Origin of the sequence: Corynebacterium sp. 212_CJEI (assembly GCF_001055915.1) — a bacterium.
In the GTDB taxonomy this organism is placed as follows: domain Bacteria; phylum Actinomycetota; class Actinomycetes; order Mycobacteriales; family Mycobacteriaceae; genus Corynebacterium; species Corynebacterium jeikeium_D.
Map to the genome: position 1 here is coordinate 42,631 of NZ_JVPT01000044.1, position 17,327 is coordinate 59,957.

The following is a 17,327-nucleotide window of genomic DNA, read 5'->3' on the forward strand; positions in this document are numbered from 1 at the left end:
TGGTTTGCTTCAGCCAATGTTGTCTCCTTGAGATAGCAATCTAATTCTTATACAGCGCCAGCCACCTATGCGGTGTAGCCGTCTGCCCACACGCCATCGACGATGTAGCCAGCAGCGAGGTTGGCAACCCGCCGGGTCTCCGCGATGCCTTCCGGGCTTGCGTCGTAGCCGCACAGGTTGACGTGCCCCAGCTTACGTCCAGGGCGCCAATCCTTCCCGTACCAGTGAATCTTCGCTGATGGGAAACGACGCCATACCTCAGCAAAACGCTGTGAAATAGGTACATCCGAGGCCTCATCGCCACCGAGCGTATTGACCATTACCGTCACCGGCGCAGTCGGGCGAGTGGAACCCAGTGGCATGTCAGCAACTGCACGCAGGTGCTGCTCAAACTGGCTGGTCTCACAGCCGTCCTGCGACCAGTGACCAGTGTTGTGTGGCCGCATGGCCAACTCGTTGACAAAAATCTCCGGATTGCCGTCAGCATCGACGGTTTCGAACAGCTCAACTGCCAGCGCGCCGGTTACTCCCAGCTCGGAAGCGATGGTCACACTGAGCTTTTCGGCCGCTCTCGCAAGGTCGTCGGCAAGCCCTGGCGCCGGGCAGATTGCCTCAACACAGATGCCGTCACGCTGCACGGACTCGAGGACCGGCCAGGCCTTGACCTCGCCCGACGGCGTGCGCGCACACATGGCCGACAACTCACGAACCAGCGCGACCTTCCGCTCGGCCATCAGCGGCACATCTTTGCCCAACAGCTCGTCGACAAGCGTGCGCAGATTCTCGCGGTCCTTCGGGAACCACACGCCGTGACCGTCGTAACCGCCGCGGCGAGCCTTCAGGCAGACGGCACCGTCAACGCGGTCGAAGAATGCTTCGGCATCCTCGGCGGACTCAATTGCAGCGTAGGCAGGTACTGGAGCGCCCAGTTCCTCCAGGCGCTGGCGCATCAGCAGCTTATCCTGCGCGTACAGCAACGCCGACGGCTGAGGCTGAACCGAGTAGCCCATCTCGGTCAGCTTGTTGAGGAATTCGGTGGGAACGTGCTCATGGTCGAAAGTCACGGCCTGCGCACCGGCGACAGCGCGCTCAACATCTTCCCAGACGTGGTAGTCGCCGATGATAACGTCCGCACACACCTGCGCTGCGGAAGCATCCGGCGAACCGGCGAGCAAACGGATGGACTGTCCCAGCTCAATGGCCTCAGTCTGCATCATACGAGCCAGCTGACCGTCACCAATCACCGCCACAACCGGCACGCCATCAGCATGCGCGGGATGCTGCGCAGCAGTTAGCGCTGCAGCGGAATTAGAAGTGGAATTAGTGGAGTTTTCAGGGGTATCCGAAGCAATCACACCCCTGATTGTAGGTTATGACCCAAAATTCTAAGTCAACCGGGAGACCAACTTAGCCACCTTACGAGAGCTGGGAATATCTTCCACAGCCAGCGGCGGGCCGAAACTGCGGGTGTGCAGATACAGCACGCCGCCCTTGCGATTGACCGCACGTACCGAACGCAGATCAATCGAGACCACCTGCGGGCGCAGAATGCCACGGCGCAGAATAATTCGCCTATCAGTTAGTACGAACCGCTCCCCCAACCAACTTAGTACCGGACGAACGACGCGCCAGAGAATAAGCCCCAGCCACGCGAAGAGCAGCAGCTGACGCACACCTTGCAGATCTCCCGGAGCAATCGCAGGGCCGTCGATAAAACCAATCAGCAACCAGCAGACGCCCGTGATAACCATGAGTTCCAAGAGCGGCCACACCAGCCGACCAAAAGTTGGATTGGTGTCCAGCAGAATTGCCTCGCGCGTGTCCAACTCATCATCGGGAAAGGTCATACAGCACTACCCCCGCTCCGAATCAGCCTGCGGGGACGCATAGCCGCCGTCAGTGGCACGAACATGGAACACGTCACCGGCCGCAACAAAGTGACTTGTGCCAGCTTCATCGGTGACGATCAATTCGCCGTCGGCACGCACGCCAACCGCCTTGCCCACCAGCACGCGATCCCCCGGCAACTCCACGCGCACGTTCGAACCGATGGTCGCGCACACCGCCTCGTAGTCCCGCAGCAGCTCCGCATCGCCCTTTCGCCACTGCGCTTGACGACGTCCCAGCGCACGCAGCACACCAGCGGAGATGTCGTCGCGGTCGAGGTTTTCCGCTCCCGCCAGGTATAGCGAAATGGCGTGTGGCACCGGCAGCTCATCTTCCTGCAGGGAAACGTTGACGCCGATTCCCGGAATGAGAATTGGCGGTGTCAGCGACGCGGCCTCCACCAGAATTCCGCAGAGCTTACGACCGTCAACCAGGACATCGTTCGGCCACTTCAGGGAAACGCGTTCAGGCGCAAGACCCGCAACTTCCACAACAGCATCGACAACTGCGAGGCCCGCGACTAACGGCAACAGACCCAGTTGCTCGGGTGCGAGCCCTTCCGGGCGCAGCAGCGCGCTGAGTGCAATGGACGCACCCTTCGGGGCCGTCCAACTACGACTCAGTCGACCGCGACCTGCGGTCTGCTCCGAGGCGATAAGCGCACTGAGATCTGCCACCTGCCCCAGTGCCGCCTGTTTCCGAAGATCAGCGTTGGTCGAACCAGTGGTTTCGACAACCTCAATGGAATTCCAGCCCGGCGCGGCTGCGCGCACACGCGTGGCGTCAAGAGGCTTGCGGGAAGCAACAATCCTGGGGTTGGTCATGCACAGCAGTCTAGCGCCATGGCCGGATTCACTGAGTCGTGACCTTTCTCAAGAGCTCTACAGCGTGAGAATCATCACAGCTCGCCTGCTTTACTATTTTCCTTCCCAAACACTACATTCCATAACATGACTATTTCCTCACGTTTGGCGGCGGAGCAACACACCACCGCTTTCCTCAATGAAGACCTTCTACGCCGACGCACTGCTGCACTGACTCCGATGGGGTCGCGGGGCTACGACAAGCTCAAACTGACTGAGCGCATGAATGCCCGCGAGCGCATTGACTACCTGCTGGACGAAGGATCTTTTGTCGAATTTGATGCGCTAGCCCGCCACCGCACTACCGCATTTGGGATGGAAGCCAAACGCCCCGCGACCGACGGAATCATCACCGGCTGGGGAACCATAGACGGCCGTGAGGTCTGCATCTTCTCTCAGGACGGCACAATCTTCGGTGGTGCACTCGGAGAGGTCTACGGCGAAAAGATGGTCAAGATTCAGGAACTTGCCATCACTACCGGCCGCCCCCTTATTGGCATGTACGAAGGTGCCGGCGCCCGCATCCAAGATGGCGCAGTCTCACTGGACTTTATTGCCCAGACGTTCCACCACAACGTTCGCGCCAGCGGCGTCATTCCGCAGATTTCAGTCATTTTTGGCGCCTGCGCGGGCGGAAATGCCTACTCCCCAGCACTGACGGACTTCGTTGTCATGGTGGAGGAAAACTCCCGTATGTTCGTCACCGGCCCTGACGTAATCGAAACAGTCACAGGCGAAAAAATCAGCCAGCACGAGCTCGGCGGCGCCGACACCCATATGGAGATCGCCGGAAACTCCCACTACACCGCCGCTAGCGAGCAGGATGGACTCGACTGGGTCTGCGATTTGCTCGACTACCTCCCCAACAACACAACCTCCCCCGCGCCCAGCTGGGATTCCGATGCCAGTGACGAAATCACCGACACCGATCGCACCCTCGACAGTCTCATTCCCGACAGCCCATCCACGCCGTACGACGTGCACGAAGTCATCTACGCGCTTTGCGACGATGCGGAGTTCCTGGAAATCCAGGAAAACCGAGCAGCCAATGTCGTGATTGGCCTTGGCCGTCTCAACGGTCAATCTGTTGGGTTTGTCGCTAATCAGCCCATGGAATTCGCGGGCTGCCTAGATATCGATGCAGCGGAGAAGGCCGCGCGATTCGTCCGAACCTGCGATTGTTTCAACATTCCACTCGTCTTTCTCGTAGACGTACCCGGCTTTCTCCCCGGTTCAAATCAAGAACACCAGGGAATTCTGCGCCGTGGCGCTAAATTGCTCTATGCGTATGCAGAAGCAACCGTTCCTAAAATCACCGTCACCATGCGCAAAGCCTATGGCGGCGCGTATTGCGTGATGGGATCAAAGGGGCTCGGCGCGGATGTAAATCTGGCTTGGCCGACGGCACAGATCGCCGTGATGGGCGCCTCAGGCGCAGTACGCTTCCTCCATCGTGCCGAGATTCGAACCGCCACCGAAGCAGCTCTCGCAGCAGACCCAGCGGCCGATAGATTTGGCACTCCCGAGAGTGTGAAAGAACTCATTGCTGAACTGGAAATGGGATACGAGCAACACATGCTCACGCCTTATCGTGCCGCCGAACGGGGGTTAATTGATGAAGTCATCCTCCCCTCCGAGACACGAACTCGAGTGATAAAAAATCTGCGCCTGCTAACTTCAAAGAAAGTACCGTGGCCTGCGCGCAAGCACGGCAATATTCCACTGTAAGAGCAGGCTTTTTGCTGTACAACGAGCTAGTCATTACCCCTACTTTTGTTAACAGCGATTGCCCCCAACTACCTCCCCCCCCGTTTTCGAAACGTAAACTAGTTGGTATGACGACTGCCGCAAATACATCAACCGGTGAAACCCCGGATTTGACCACTACTGCTGGAAAGCTGGCCGATCTGCGAGCCCGTCTCGCAGAGACCCAGGCTCCAATGGGCCAGGCCAGCATTGACCGCGTCCACGACAAGGGCAAGATGACCGCTCGTGAGCGCATCGAGTTCCTCTTGGACGAGGGCTCGTTCGTGGAGGTTGACGCTCTCGCACGTCACCGCTCCAAGAACTTCGGCCTCGACGCCAAGCGCCCTGTCACTGACGGTGTTGTGACAGGCTACGGCACCATCGATGGCCGCCAGGTCTGTGTCTTCTCGCAGGACGGCGCCATCTTCGGTGGCGCGCTCGGTGAAGTCTACGGTGAAAAGATTGTCAAGATCATGGATCTGGCCATCAAGACCGGTGTCCCAATTATCGGCATCAACGAGGGTGCTGGTGCCCGCATCCAAGAGGGCGTTGTTTCCCTCGGCCTCTACTCCCAGATTTTCTTCCGAAACACCCAGGCTTCTGGTGTTATTCCACAGATCTCCCTGATCATGGGCGCCTGCGCTGGTGGCCACGTCTACTCCCCGGCTCTGACCGACTTCATTGTCATGGTCGATGGCACTTCCAAGATGTTCATCACCGGCCCGGACGTTATTAAGACCGTCACTGGCGAAGAGGTCACACAGGAAGAGCTGGGTGGCGCTGGTACTCACATGAGCACCTCCGGTACTTCGCACTACACCGCCGCTGATGACGAAGACGCTCTGACTTTCGTTCAGGAATTAGTCAGCTACCTGCCGTCCAACAACCGCGCTGAGGCTCCTCGCATGGAGGCTGAGCCGTTCGAGGGCTCCATCGCTGACAACATCACTGAGACTGACCTCGAGCTCGACACGCTGATTCCGGACTCCCCAAACCAGCCGTACGACATCAAGGACGTCATCACCCGTCTGGTCGACGACGAGGACTTCCTGGAAATTCAGGAGGACTACGCACAGAACGTGGTCATCGGCTTCGGTCGCGTGGAGGGTCGCTCGGTCGGTTTCGTCGCCAACCAGCCGATTCAGTTCGCTGGCTGCCTCGACATCAAGGCATCCGAGAAGGCGGCTCGCTTCGTCCGCACCTGTGACGCCTTCAACATTCCGATCATCATGCTGGTTGACGTTCCAGGCTTCCTGCCGGGCACCAACCAAGAGTTCGACGGCATCATCCGCCGTGGCGCCAAGCTGCTGTACGCATATGCTGAGGCCACCGTCCCGAAGATTACCGTCATCACCCGTAAGGCCTACGGCGGAGCTTACTGTGTGATGGGCTCCAAGGACATGGGCGCTGACATCAACCTGGCATGGCCGACCGCTCAGATTGCGGTCATGGGTGCTTCCGGCGCTGTCGGCTTCATCTACCGCAAGGAGCTCAAGGCTGCTGCGGCCGAGGGCAAGGATGTCGTCGCACTGCAGAAGGAGTACGAGGCAGAGTACGAGGCCACCCTGGTCAACCCGTACATGGCTGCTGAGCGCGGCTTCATCGACGCCGTTATCCCGCCGAGCGAGACCCGCGGCCAGATCATCGAGGGTCTGCGTCTACTGGATCGCAAGGTTGTTAACGTACCCGCCAAGAAGCATGGGAACATTCCGCTGTGACCGATTCCAAAAACACCCCAGCAACCGAAGACAAGGACGCCGCTACAGCCCCGGCTGCACCGTTCATGTCCGTCCTCAAGGGCAACCCGTCTGACGCTGAAACTGCCACGCTCGCGCTTTTGTTCGCAGGTATGGCAGCAGCCGGCGGCGCCCCAGAGGACCGCGGCCCGCGCAACAACTGGGGTCGGCTGGAAGAGGGTTTCCACCAGCCGCACCAGCACGTACCGGGCACGTTCCGCAACGTCCATTTCTACTAGTACAGCTACCGCTTAGCGCGTAGTCGTTACCGCACGCTAGCTGCGTCGATTCGCTAGCACAAAGCGCCACCATCGGGTTTTCCGATGGTGGCGCTTTGGTTTTTGTTACTGCCTTAGCCTTGACCACTGCTTATTACTAGCGTTGTTCACCCAGCGACTCGCCATCAAACTCGTCATCGAGCTCCCGGTCCAGCCGACGCTGATCACGGTTGCGAGCTACCGGCCACACCACCTTGAACAGGAAATACACAAACGCCAGACCGATGGCAGCACCCACCACAGCGCCGGCAATGAATCCCCACGATTCCGATAGTGCCCCACCAGCGCTTGCCTCAGAGAGCAATTGCACTCTGATAAAACCAATCAGCCACAGCCCAATGACGGCTACGAGTGCTGCAATCTCGCCTTTTGTAAGACCATTAATCTTCGGCATTGGCACTTGACGTCGCAACCACCGCTGCGAAAACAGGAGTCCAACCAGCGGCATCAAGATGATTGCCACTGTCACGCCCACCATCTTTGGCTCTGGAATGAGCCAAATCAGTACCGTTGCAAGCACGTAGTTAGCCCACATCATCATTGTGAACCCGTACGTGTAGGACTTATGCAGCAACATCTGCTGATACTCATCGTCCACCGTGGCGCTGTTGCGTTCAATTACGACATCCGCATAGGACATTGTCAGTATCCTTCCTCACCAAAAATTTCTTCGACTGTTTTTCCCAGGACCTTGCAGATACGCAACGCCAAATACACCGAAGGCGAGTAATTTCCCCGCTCGATATTTGCAATGGTTTGCCGCGAGACCTCCACCTGCGCGGCTAAATCCGCTTGGCTCAGCTCCAACCAGCGTCGGTATCTCCTGACCTGGTTCGAACGTTCTTCCCCACTCATCTGTGTACTTTCTTTAACTTGATGTCCACTTTACTTTACATCACTAGAAGGCAGCTGCCATCTAAAAAAATCTGCCTGTTCTTACAATCGGGCCAACCCCACGCATGTTTGCCACAAAAATTAGGCTTTACGATTCCGCCCTCACTAAAATCACTAACTATGAGCAGCCCCCGAATCGTCTTGGCTTCCACTTCCCCTTCGCGACTGCACATTCTCCGCTCTGCAGGCATCGAGCCCATCACAGTAGCGCCCAACGTCGACGAGGATGCCGTAATCACAGCCCTTCCGGACGCATCGCCGGTACGCATCGTCGAGGAACTCGCGCAGGCCAAGGCACACGCTGCCTCTCCGGCCTACCCCAATGACATTGTCATTGGCGGGGATTCAATGCTGCTTCTCGACGGGCAGTTGCAGGGCAAGCCCCACACGGAAGAAAAGACCATTGAGCGCTGGCATCAACAGAGTGGCCGGACGGCTGAGCTGATTACTGGTCACTGTGTCGTGACACCAAAGGGCGAGCACCTTGAGGTGGCGATTACTTCCCTCGATTTCGCTGAAGTCCCAGAAGAGGACATCCGTGCCTACGCTGCGACGGGCGAGCCGCTGAAGTGCGCTGGCGCGTTTACTTTGGAGGCTCTAGGCGGCTGGTTTGTCGATGGCATCAATGGCGACTCATCCAGTGTGATCGGACTGTCGCTACCTGTCGTGCGCCGAGCTCTGTATCGCTACGGCTATTCGGTCTCCCAGTTCTGGAATCGGTAGGCATCGCAAGGACGTCGTAAAGCAAAAACCGCACCAAATTGGTGCGGTTTTCTTAGCTGTTGAGACTACTTGTTAGCAGCCTCAACGCGCTTGATGGCCTCCTGAGCAACAAGCTCCTGAATACCCATATCCAGCTCGGAGGTGAAGCCGACACAGGAGCAGTTGATCTCGCCGAGAACGTAAGTGTCCTCGCCGTCCTCGCCGTCTGCCAGCATGAAATCAGCGGTCCAGATTAGCGGGATATTGTCGCCACCGAGGTTCTCGGCAATGACCGGGCGAGCCTCAGCAAACATGTCGATGAGGTCCTGCCACTCTTCCGGCTTGTTGTAGGTGTACTTCGCGCCAGAGAACAAGGTTGCGGAGAAAGCGTCGCCGCCCTCGGCCGGCTTCTTGTGAACCACGAAGACCGGGTGCGGACCGACCAGCAGAATGCGAATTTCGCCTTCGGTGATGCGCGGCATGAAGCGCATGTCCACGAGCATGCCGTTATCGCCGATGATGTACTGGTCGCAGAAATCCATGAACTCGCCGAGCTCGCGAGTCTCGGTGTGGTTGTCCACGGCCTCGGTGCACTTCAGCTTGGTGTTCAGCGGCAGCGGGGTGCCCGGCTCAACGTTCTTAGCAACCTCTTCGTCAGCGATACGCACGCGCCAAATGCCAGATCCGGTGGAGCCACGGTTCTGCTTGAGGACGCGCTCGCCGTAGGACAGGGAGGTCGGGAAAGTGCTGTGGAATGCCTCGACGTCGTAGTATGCAGCGGTGTCAGACGGAACCAGGTCGGTGTCCTTGAGCTTGACCAGTGCGTCCTTTGCGCCGTAGGCCATCATTTCGCCCGGGGTGGACATACCAACCAAACCAGCGACCGAGAGACTGGTCAGAAGCTCGAAGTAGCCCCTCTCACCACCCGGGATGTTGCCCGGGTTTACGCGGGAGATGTAGCCGTCGAAGTTCTGGGAGACGTAGTCGTACAGGTCGTCCTTCCACTCCGGTCGGTAGTAGACGACCTCAGCGGACCAACCGGCTTCGCGGATAGCGTTGACGATTGGCATGGTGTCCTTGCGGTGTCCGTCGAAGTACTTGTCCGAGCCGCCCTCGATCTCGAATACAACAATGTTCTTGTGCACAGGCACTCCTTTTAAGAAAATACATGGACTTCCGGCACTCAATTGTCTCCGTAACGCAGCGAATACCCAGGCAGATAGCCCATTTCAGCCCATTTTCCAGTGATACGAATCAACACAGTTTTTGCGCTAACTCTCAGCTAAATTTTAGGGCACTACCTGGACTCCAAGCGCGCTGAAAACACTGCTTTTACCCCCAACTGTGAGGCGTATCCCAGGGTGGCCGCGGACGCAATTGTTGCCGTCGGAAAGCGCTCACACTGGGGACTATTCCGCCGTTCGCCACGCGACCCGTAAACTAGATATGCAATTGACGATAAACGTCAGAAAGTCCCACCCACCCAACTTGCGCCAAGGGAGTATCCGATGGCTGTTCCGCACGACCCGCACCCCCAGTTCCAGCAGTACGCCCACCCTGAGCGCCTCGTCTCTAGCTCCTGGCTTGCTGCCCGACTGGGCTCTCCCGGTCTGCGCGTTGTTGAATCCGACGAGGACTCACTGCTCTACGACATTGGACATATTCCGGGCGCGGTTCGCATCGACTGGCATCACGACCTTAACGATCCCGTGCGCCGCGACTATATCGACGCCGAAGGCTTTGCCGAGCTCATGCGCGAGAAGGGCATCTCGCGCGATGACACCGTCGTAATCTACGGCGACAAGTCCAACTGGTGGGCCGCCTACACACTCTGGGTCTTCGAGCTTTTTGGGCATCCCGACGTGCGCCTGCTTAACGGTGGCCGCGATGCCTGGATGACTGAAGAACGAGACACGAGCTTCGAGGTCCCCAATTACCCACGCACTGACTACCCTGTCGTCGAGCGCGACGACAAGACACTGCGCGCCTACTTCAGCGATACACGTGAGCTCATTGGAAAGGCTCCGATTATCGACGTGCGCACTCCGGAGGAGTATGCCGGTGCACGAACCCACATGGTCGATTACCCACAGGAAGGCGTCCTGCGTGGTGGCCACATTCCAACCGCGGTAAACATTCCATGGAATCAGTCCGTTCACCCGAACTCGCGTTTCCGCGATCGCGAAGAGCTCGAGCAGATTTACGCGCACGTCCAATTTGAAGATGAGGCGATTGTCTACTGCCGCATCGGCGAGCGCTCCGCGCACACCTGGTTTGTACTGCACCACCTGCTCGGCCACGAGAATGTTCGCAACTACGACGGCTCGTGGGTTGAGTGGGGCAATATGATTGGCATGCCCATTGCCCACGGTTCGGAGCCGGGAAGCCTGTAGGCGATCGACGCAACCGGTGGGCGCTTCCCCCACCGTTTTTCCAGCGTCAGCGGCTGACGCTACACCGGAGATTTAGTTTCCCCCTGCCGCCCCCAATCAAGGGGGCGGCTCTTGCACTCTTGGGTGATAATTTTAACCACAAACCTAGGTTTTTGGGCGGAAAATAGCCACTTCAGCTGCCCCCATGACCACTTGAACGCTGCTCAAGACCACAATCCCTACCCCCTTATGTAGCGAGCAAAAAGAGGTTGCTTACCGCACCTGTGACACAATGGAGACATTGGGTCACACGCTGTTAGCTACCGCGTGGTGAACCGCATTGCGGTTCACCACTCAGTTAACTGCAGTGCTGCTTGTGATTCCTACAAATGACTGTCGCAACCTTGCCCCGAGGGCCAATTCTCGGGGTGCCCACGAAAAATGGAGGATTTCGTGTCCGAGCAGACCACTGAAAAAATCACGAAGGTTCTCGTCGCCAACCGTGGCGAGATTGCCGTTCGCGTTATTCGCGCTGCGAAGGACGCCGGCATTCCTTCCGTCGCCGTTTACGCTGAGCCGGATGCGGACGCTCCTTTCGTGACCATGGCGGATGAGGCTTTTGCTCTCGGTGGCACCACTTCCGCTGAGTCCTACCTAGTTTTCGACAAGATTCTGGACGCCGCAAAGAAGTCCGGCGCTAATGCCATCCACCCGGGATACGGCTTCCTGTCGGAGAACGGCGACTTCGCTGAGGCTGTTGAGAACGCTGGCCTGATCTGGATTGGCCCGTCACCAGAGTCCATCCGCGCCCTGGGCGACAAGGTCACCGCTCGTCACATCGCGCTGAAGGCTGACGCTCCAATGGCTCCAGGCACCAAGGAGCCAGTTAAGGATGCAGACGAGGTCGTCGCGTTCGCTAAGGAGCACGGTCTGCCAATCGCCATTAAGGCCGCTTTCGGTGGCGGTGGCCGCGGCATGAAGGTCGCACACAAGATGGAAGAGGTCGCCGACCTCTACGAGTCCGCTACCCGTGAGGCCGTTGCGGCCTTCGGTCGCGGTGAGTGCTTCGTAGAGCGCTACCTGGACAAGGCACGCCACGTCGAGTGCCAGGTTCTCGCTGATAAGCACGGCAACGTCGTTGTCGCCTCCACCCGTGACTGCTCTCTACAGCGTCGTTTCCAGAAGCTCGTCGAGGAAGCACCTGCTCCGTTCCTGACCCCGGAGCAGGATGAGCGCCTGCGCCAGTCCGCTAAGGACATCTGCCGCGAGGCTGGCTACTACGGTGCTGGCACCGTTGAGTACCTGGTCGGCGCTGATGGCCTGATCAACTTCCTCGAGGTCAACACCCGCCTGCAGGTGGAGCACCCGGTCACCGAGGAAATTACCGGCCTCGATCTGGTCCGTGAGCAGTTCCGCATTGCCGAAGGCAAGGAACTGTCCATCAAGGAAGACCCGGAGATGCGCGGTCACGCTTTCGAGTTCCGCATCAACGGCGAGGACGCCGGCAGCAACTTCATGCCGGCTCCGGGCACCATCACCAAGTACGTCGAACCGTCCGGCCCGGGTGTCCGCATGGACACCGGCATCAAGGAGGGCGACGTCATCGGCGGCCAGTTCGACTCCATGCTGGCCAAGCTGATTGTTTGGGGCGAGACCCGCGAAGAGGCCCTACGCCGCTCCGCTCGTGCTCTGTCCGAGTACCAGGTTGAGGGCCTGGCAACGGTCATTCCGTTCCACCGCCACATTGTGGAGAACCCGGCGTTTGTCGGCGATGGCGAGAAGTTTGACGTCTACACCAAGTGGATTGAAGAGGAATGGGACAACCCGATTGCTCCGTACGACGGTGACTCCGACGCTGACACCGACACCGTTCCGGCTCAGAAGGTTGTCGTCGAGATCGACGGTCGCCGCGTCGAGGTAGCCCTGCCGGGCGACCTGGCTCTGGGCGGCGGCAACGCTGGTGCCAAGAAGAAGAGCAAGAAGAAGCGCGCTGGCGGTTCCAAGAAGGCCGCTTCCGGTGACGCTGTGGTTGCTCCGATGCAGGGCACCGTCATCAAGGTCAACGTCGAAGAGGGCCAGGAAGTCTCCGAGGGTGACACCGTGGTTGTCCTTGAGGCCATGAAGATGGAAAACCCAGTCAAGGCTCACAAGGACGGCGTTGTCACGGGTCTGGCTACCGAGGCTGGCTCAGGTGTCGGCAAGGGCGATGTCCTGATGGAACTGAAGTAGTTCTAAAGCTCTAAGCGGGGCTGGTTGCGATGGGATTCGCAGCCAGCCCCGCTTGATTCTTTTCAGCCCCTCCCCCGGCGCCCTTAAACACTGTTCAGGACGTCTAGAGTGGACGGTATGGAACCCATGGAAGTAAATGCCGGCCGCTTCTACTGCCGTCCGCTGCGCCACGATTCCCGCGTCGATGACGCCCCGGTCGCAACCCAATTACTCACAGAATTGGCCCCTGACTCCGTCGCCGAGTTCCTTCGGAACTCCACCACCGAGTGGGAAAACGACACCGCCTACCGCTTTGCGGTTGCTGAGCAGACGAACGTCGAGATGCTCGCACTAGCAACCGTCGAGGTCATCAATGCCGACCACGTCAGCATCACCGTCCGTCCCGCAGGCGATCCCGCACGCGTGTTGCCTAACGACGATCAGGTCCTCACCAAGGTAACCGTCGCCGACGGCGTCGAAGCCGCCGAAAAAGCCCTCCACCGATGGGCAGAGGGCTTCTTGGGCAAGAAAGTCAGCTAGCCGAACTGGCACCGCTGCGACTGCTCAGTCCTAGGCGCCGGAACGCAGCAGGTAGATATCCATAATCCAACCGTGCTCCGCACGGAGCTTCTTTTTCAGCTCCGCAATCTCTTCGCCGACGTCGCCAACGCGACCACGGCGGAGCGTCTCCAGCTCCGTTCCCAGGAATGCACCCCAGAGAATCTCTTCCTCCGGGTCCGCGTGCTCGAGCCAGGCTGCACCGCCATCGAGCATCACCACCGCATCCATGCCAGGCGCACGCTCCCCCAGGCGCCGACCAGTGGTAATCAATACCGGCTTACCAATCTGGTTCAGGCACTCTCCATGCGCTGCGGTCAGCGCGGAAATCGCCGTCACACTGGGGATAACTCGCGAGCGCACGTCCAGCCCAAGGTCGCGGACGCGCTGCAAAATCCGCAATGTTGAGTCATACAAGGAAGGGTCACCCCAGACCAAGAACGCACCGCGGCGCTTGCCCTCTCGTCCGAGGTGAGCGACGAAGGCGTCGGCAAGCAGCTCTGCACGGCGCTGATGCCAGTCACGGACGACTGCACCGTAGTTATCGGGCGTGCGGTCACGTGGCGGGTCGGGAACGGCAACGAGTTCGACATGCGGCGCATGCTTATCGACGATCGCCTGTCGCGCAGCCAACAAGTCCGCTTTGGCATCACCCTTGTCGAGAGCAAAAACTACGTCGACATCAGCAAGAGCGCCGATAGCCTCGAGCGTAATGTGGCTCGGACTACCGGCGCCGATTCCGATGACGTCTACATCGACATATCCGCTGTATACAGGGCTCTCGGCCTGAGTGCGGGCGGCGTCGTTTCGACTAGTGATTGGTCGGATCTCCCTCGTAACCGAACTGTTCAGCCATCTCATCTGGAGACAGGCCAGCCATCGAACCCTGGAGGTTAGCCGAAGCGGCCTGCTTCAAGTAAATCTCGCAAGCGTTGGCCATGTACTTGGAGTCGTACACGTTCATCTCCAGAATCGGAGTCAAAGAGCCATCATCTTCCATGCGCGAAACCAAAAGGTGCGGCTTGTCCGAGTCCGTGGTCATGGAGCACTTAATCTTGACACCGTTGACATCCGTGAAAGTTGGCTTAATCATATTGTCATCCTCCTCCAAAACAGCGACCGGAAAATAAGTAGCGCTGTTGCGACCGCAAGCGCAAGAAAGTCGCTCGTTATAAACCATGTTAGCCAGATTCCGGGCGGCACCGCCGAGCACAAAAGCACATGGGGGTAATAGCGAGCTTCCTGCATGTTTGCGTGTCAGGTCGAGGACCCAATTGCCACTAGAGCTCGCAGATGCGTTAAAGTGATGAAGTAATTTTCCGGCCGCCGAGAATGTGTTTTCACGGCTGTTTTACCCGGAAGATGATTGCCCTAGTAGCTCAGTGGATAGAGCACGGCTCTCCTAAAGCCGGTGTCGGAGGTTCGATTCCTCTCTGGGGCACAAATACCCTCGTGACCTTTTACATATAGGGCGCGAGGGTTCTTTGTTTTTCTCACGACCGGCCACTACGCCCCCTCCTGAGAACGCATCACCCAGCAATTTCCAGAAACACTTGTGTTAGGCTTACCTAATCACGTGGCGTGTAGACTTCCGCCAGTACAAAACAGCCCAAGACTTGTTGAAGGACAGTGACAACTATGGCTGGCCTAGCTAAAGCAGCAGCACCGAAGCGTAAGCCCCGTAAGGCACACGAGGCAACAGTTACTGGACGTCGCCAGATTTCCCCAGACCTTGTTCGTTTGAGCATGAACTCGCCTGCATTTGTGGGCAAGGAGCTGGAGTTTACCGACCATTACATCAAATTATTGTTTGTGCCAGAGGACGCTGATTACTCCTGGCCGTTCGATATTGCGAAAATTCGCGCCGAACAGCCGCGAGACAAACTGCCAATCACCCGCACATACACTCTGATTAATGTGGACTCCGAAACCGGCGACTTTGACGTCGACTTCGTCACCCACGGCGATTCCGGCCTGGCTGGACCGTGGGCACGCGTAGCCGAAATCGGAGACAAGCGTGGCTTCTTAGGGCCAGGAGGCGCATGGGGACCTGCAGCAGAATATGAACACTTTGTACTCGCCGGAGACGAGTCCGCAGCGCCAGCTATCAGCGCCGGACTGAAGCACCTCCCAGCAGGCACGACCGCAACCGCATACATCGAAATCGAGTCCGAAGATCGGAAGTTTGAGCTCCCAACCCGAGAGGGTGTGGAAGTCCATTGGGTCCTCCGCAACGGCGCAACCCACGGCACAGAGCTATCCCGCGCAGTGCGCGAGGCGGGCATTCCAGAAGGTAAGAAAACTAGCTGGTTCATCCACGGTGTCGCCGAGATGATCAAGGAATTGCGCCGCTTCCTCTTCGTCGAATCTGAGATCCCGAAGAAAGACGTTTCCATTTCTGGCTACTGGCGTATCGGTATGACCGAAGACCAGTGGCAGTCTTCTAAACGAGAATTCAACGCTGAGGTTGAGGCCGAGGAGGAAAGAGCCAGGGCCTGACGCTTGCTCGAACGTTAGCGCTCGCTACGCCTTTCAACAACGACGCGTTTTCCTGCCAACCAGTCGAATGGGTGCCAGCGGCAAACAGCAACCCAAATCATCAGGACACCAAAAAACAGTTCAACGTTTGGCTCAAAACCCGTAGGCAAGAAAATCAGCGACAATAGGTAACAATTACGTACCGCTGCCCGCCAACCTCTGTGCCAAGAATCGTCTCCTGATTCGAGCTCCGATGTTCCCTCTGGCTGAGCGACTTCGAACGGAGTTGCCCCAGAGTCTGCTTTCCGCGCTGGAACAACGTGTAGCAAAAATGCGCTTTTACCAAACGTCTGTTCACCGCGAGCCTCTGCAACCACGCGCACAAAGAAAAAGACAGCTGGGAATATGACACCATACAAAATCCTGAACTCTGGCGGACTCGGCAGCGCCCAGTTCGCCATGGCTGCTTCCCACGCAAGTTTGCCAAGTGCCACAATGATGGCAACAAAGATTCCTACAAGGAACGAATCCAGTATCCACGCGCCACTGCGCCGAGCGAACAAATCCGCATTACTCTTTACGGGGAATCGATTCGGGGTGCGCCGATACATGGGACACACGCTATCAAAACCACTTATGACTTCACAGACGAATTGCCTTTCCCTACCGCACCCGTTCTGCCACGATTAGAAGCATCCAGTATGCAAATCGAAAAGTCGACTGTATAGTTGCCGGTTGAATCAACCTATCTATTGGGTGTCAGCAACTACCTTGCCAATAACTCGGCAAGTTCCCCTATAGCTGGCACCCCCAGTGGTTTTTCAGGAGACCCTACCCAGAAAGCCGAGAATTAAACCACGCGACGCAGGCCCGAGAAGCCCAGAAAGTGAGACGGATGTGAATACGCGAACTCAGCTGTCAGCCGTACAGCACCCTAAACTCACTGCCGTCCGGCGCAAGAACCGCCAGCACTTGGCGCTGGCCTGCTGCTTCCTCACCTTCGCAGCCATGGCCACCAGCTGCGCCAACAGCGAAAGCGAGGAGGTTGCCGCGACGCAAACCTCGTCGTCAAGCCAACTTACTACGGTGTCGACGACGAATTCGCCGACGACGACCGGACCAAAGGTTCGAGAAGGCGGTACGCCGCGCATCGGGCACCTGTGCCCGAACCAGACCGGCGAAATACGAATGAGCGCCAACGGCCAGAATCTTGAATGCGCACAAGTCGGCGAGCAGGAAGTGTGGACGGTGCTGCAGCAAACCCCCGCGAACCCGACATCGCAGCAAATGTGGATCTCCACTACTCCGACGACCTCTGAGCCACAGCCTCAGGAACCTGAGCCGACGACTCCGAGCGAGAGCACAACGGAGACAAGTGAGACGGAGAGCTCGACGACCTCTGATTCTTCCACGCCTCCCGATACTTCAACGACTCCGACTACCTCCGGCGAGCCGACGGAATCGGAATCGGAGCAAGACGAGCAGCCAAGCGAAGATAATCAAGGGCTCACCGGCCTGTTCCGCTAGGTTCGTCTCGGACGGCGAGGTTCGTCGGCTCGGGACTTAGTTAGGTGAGGTGCGCTAGCTCGCCCTAAAACACCAAAA

At 58.2% G+C, this 17,327-nt stretch carries 18 protein-coding genes and 1 tRNA gene; 10 read left to right on the forward strand and 9 right to left on the reverse strand.

Going from position 1 to position 17,327, the window contains the following annotated elements; translation table 11 throughout:
- Positions 1–65: 65 nt before the first annotated feature.
- The 3 genes from ADB02_RS03835 to ADB02_RS03845 are packed head-to-tail and all read right to left on the reverse strand — an operon-like array spanning position 66 to position 2,711.
- Positions 66–1,355 (reverse strand): 5-(carboxyamino)imidazole ribonucleotide synthase, encoded by a 1,290-nt coding sequence (locus ADB02_RS03835; RefSeq protein WP_080969567.1) that lies wholly within the window; start codon positions 1,353–1,355, stop codon positions 66–68.
- Between the two features lie 30 nt (positions 1,356–1,385).
- Positions 1,386–1,847, reverse strand: coding sequence for a PH domain-containing protein (locus ADB02_RS03840; protein ID WP_049171313.1), 462 nt, complete (start codon positions 1,845–1,847; stop codon positions 1,386–1,388).
- A gap of 6 nt (positions 1,848–1,853) precedes the next feature.
- On the reverse strand, positions 1,854–2,711 hold the full coding sequence (locus ADB02_RS03845; protein WP_049171316.1) for a biotin--[acetyl-CoA-carboxylase] ligase: 858 nt from the start codon (positions 2,709–2,711) through the stop codon (positions 1,854–1,856).
- Between the two features lie 126 nt (positions 2,712–2,837).
- Here ADB02_RS03845 and ADB02_RS03850 point away from each other — a divergent pair, with 126 nt between their 5' ends.
- The 3 genes from ADB02_RS03850 (at position 2,838) to ADB02_RS03860 (ending at position 6,471) form a co-directional block, all read left to right on the forward strand.
- Positions 2,838–4,478 (forward strand): acyl-CoA carboxylase subunit beta, encoded by a 1,641-nt coding sequence (locus tag ADB02_RS03850; RefSeq protein WP_049171320.1) that lies wholly within the window; start codon positions 2,838–2,840, stop codon positions 4,476–4,478.
- A gap of 107 nt (positions 4,479–4,585) precedes the next feature.
- The gene (locus ADB02_RS03855) at positions 4,586–6,214 is read left to right on the forward strand and encodes an acyl-CoA carboxylase subunit beta (protein ID WP_016423283.1); all 1,629 of its coding nucleotides are present in this window, start codon (positions 4,586–4,588) and stop codon (positions 6,212–6,214) included.
- Positions 6,211–6,471, forward strand: coding sequence for an acyl-CoA carboxylase epsilon subunit (locus ADB02_RS03860; protein ID WP_016423284.1), 261 nt, complete (start codon positions 6,211–6,213; stop codon positions 6,469–6,471). The genes ADB02_RS03855 and ADB02_RS03860 overlap by 4 nt, the downstream gene beginning before the upstream one ends.
- A gap of 136 nt (positions 6,472–6,607) precedes the next feature.
- Here ADB02_RS03860 and ADB02_RS03865 read toward each other — a convergent pair whose 3' ends face one another.
- Entirely contained in the window at positions 6,608–7,150 is a 543-nt protein-coding gene (locus ADB02_RS03865; protein ID WP_016423285.1) for a hypothetical protein, read from the reverse strand.
- 2 nt (positions 7,151–7,152) lie between these two features.
- Entirely contained in the window at positions 7,153–7,365 is a 213-nt protein-coding gene (locus ADB02_RS03870) for a helix-turn-helix transcriptional regulator (protein WP_042388872.1), read from the reverse strand.
- 159 nt (positions 7,366–7,524) lie between these two features.
- Between ADB02_RS03870 and ADB02_RS03875 the strand changes: the two genes are divergently transcribed.
- On the forward strand, positions 7,525–8,127 hold the full coding sequence (locus ADB02_RS03875) for a Maf family protein (protein ID WP_016423286.1): 603 nt from the start codon (positions 7,525–7,527) through the stop codon (positions 8,125–8,127).
- Positions 8,128–8,192: 65 nt separating this feature from the next.
- On the opposite strand, the gene ADB02_RS03880 is transcribed toward ADB02_RS03875, so the two are convergent.
- Positions 8,193–9,251, reverse strand: a complete 1,059-nt coding sequence (locus ADB02_RS03880) for a Cj0069 family protein (protein ID WP_049189713.1) — start codon at positions 9,249–9,251, stop codon at positions 8,193–8,195.
- Between the two features lie 363 nt (positions 9,252–9,614).
- On the opposite strand from ADB02_RS03880, the gene ADB02_RS03885 reads away from it, so the two are divergent.
- The 3 genes from ADB02_RS03885 (at position 9,615) to ADB02_RS03895 (ending at position 13,226) form a co-directional block, all read left to right on the forward strand.
- Entirely contained in the window at positions 9,615–10,499 is an 885-nt protein-coding gene (locus ADB02_RS03885) for a sulfurtransferase (protein ID WP_049189714.1), read from the forward strand.
- Between the two features lie 420 nt (positions 10,500–10,919).
- Entirely contained in the window at positions 10,920–12,707 is a 1,788-nt protein-coding gene (locus ADB02_RS03890) for an acetyl/propionyl/methylcrotonyl-CoA carboxylase subunit alpha (protein ID WP_042388874.1), read from the forward strand.
- Positions 12,708–12,824: 117 nt separating this feature from the next.
- Positions 12,825–13,226: a hypothetical protein gene (locus tag ADB02_RS03895; RefSeq protein WP_042388876.1), complete on the forward strand. Its 402-nt coding sequence runs from the start codon at positions 12,825–12,827 to the stop codon at positions 13,224–13,226.
- A gap of 30 nt (positions 13,227–13,256) precedes the next feature.
- Here the strand turns inward: ADB02_RS03895 and cobF are convergent, their stop codons facing one another.
- Positions 13,257–14,105 carry a precorrin-6A synthase (deacetylating) gene (cobF, locus tag ADB02_RS03900; protein ID WP_049189715.1) on the reverse strand — a complete coding sequence of 283 codons (849 nt, stop codon included), beginning with the start codon at positions 14,103–14,105 and terminating at the stop codon, positions 13,257–13,259.
- Positions 14,056–14,337, reverse strand: coding sequence for a hypothetical protein (locus ADB02_RS03905; protein ID WP_016423292.1), 282 nt, complete (start codon positions 14,335–14,337; stop codon positions 14,056–14,058). Before ADB02_RS03905 ends, cobF begins: the two co-directional genes overlap by 50 nt.
- Positions 14,338–14,612: 275 nt before the next feature.
- Between ADB02_RS03905 and ADB02_RS03910 the strand changes: the two genes are divergently transcribed.
- Both ADB02_RS03910 and ADB02_RS03915 read left to right on the forward strand, forming a co-directional pair.
- A tRNA-Arg gene (locus ADB02_RS03910) sits at positions 14,613–14,685 on the forward strand.
- A gap of 197 nt (positions 14,686–14,882) precedes the next feature.
- Positions 14,883–15,743 carry a siderophore-interacting protein gene (locus ADB02_RS03915; protein ID WP_016423293.1) on the forward strand — a complete coding sequence of 287 codons (861 nt, stop codon included), beginning with the start codon at positions 14,883–14,885 and terminating at the stop codon, positions 15,741–15,743.
- Between the two features lie 14 nt (positions 15,744–15,757).
- On the opposite strand, the gene ADB02_RS03920 is transcribed toward ADB02_RS03915, so the two are convergent.
- Positions 15,758–16,333, reverse strand: coding sequence for an RDD family protein (locus ADB02_RS03920; RefSeq protein ID WP_016423294.1), 576 nt, complete (start codon positions 16,331–16,333; stop codon positions 15,758–15,760).
- A 286-nt stretch (positions 16,334–16,619) separates the two neighbouring features.
- Between ADB02_RS03920 and ADB02_RS03925 the strand changes: the two genes are divergently transcribed.
- A complete protein-coding gene (locus ADB02_RS03925) occupies positions 16,620–17,249 on the forward strand; it encodes a hypothetical protein (protein WP_241482396.1) in 630 nt (209 codons plus the stop codon).
- Positions 17,250–17,327 lie beyond the last annotated feature (78 nt).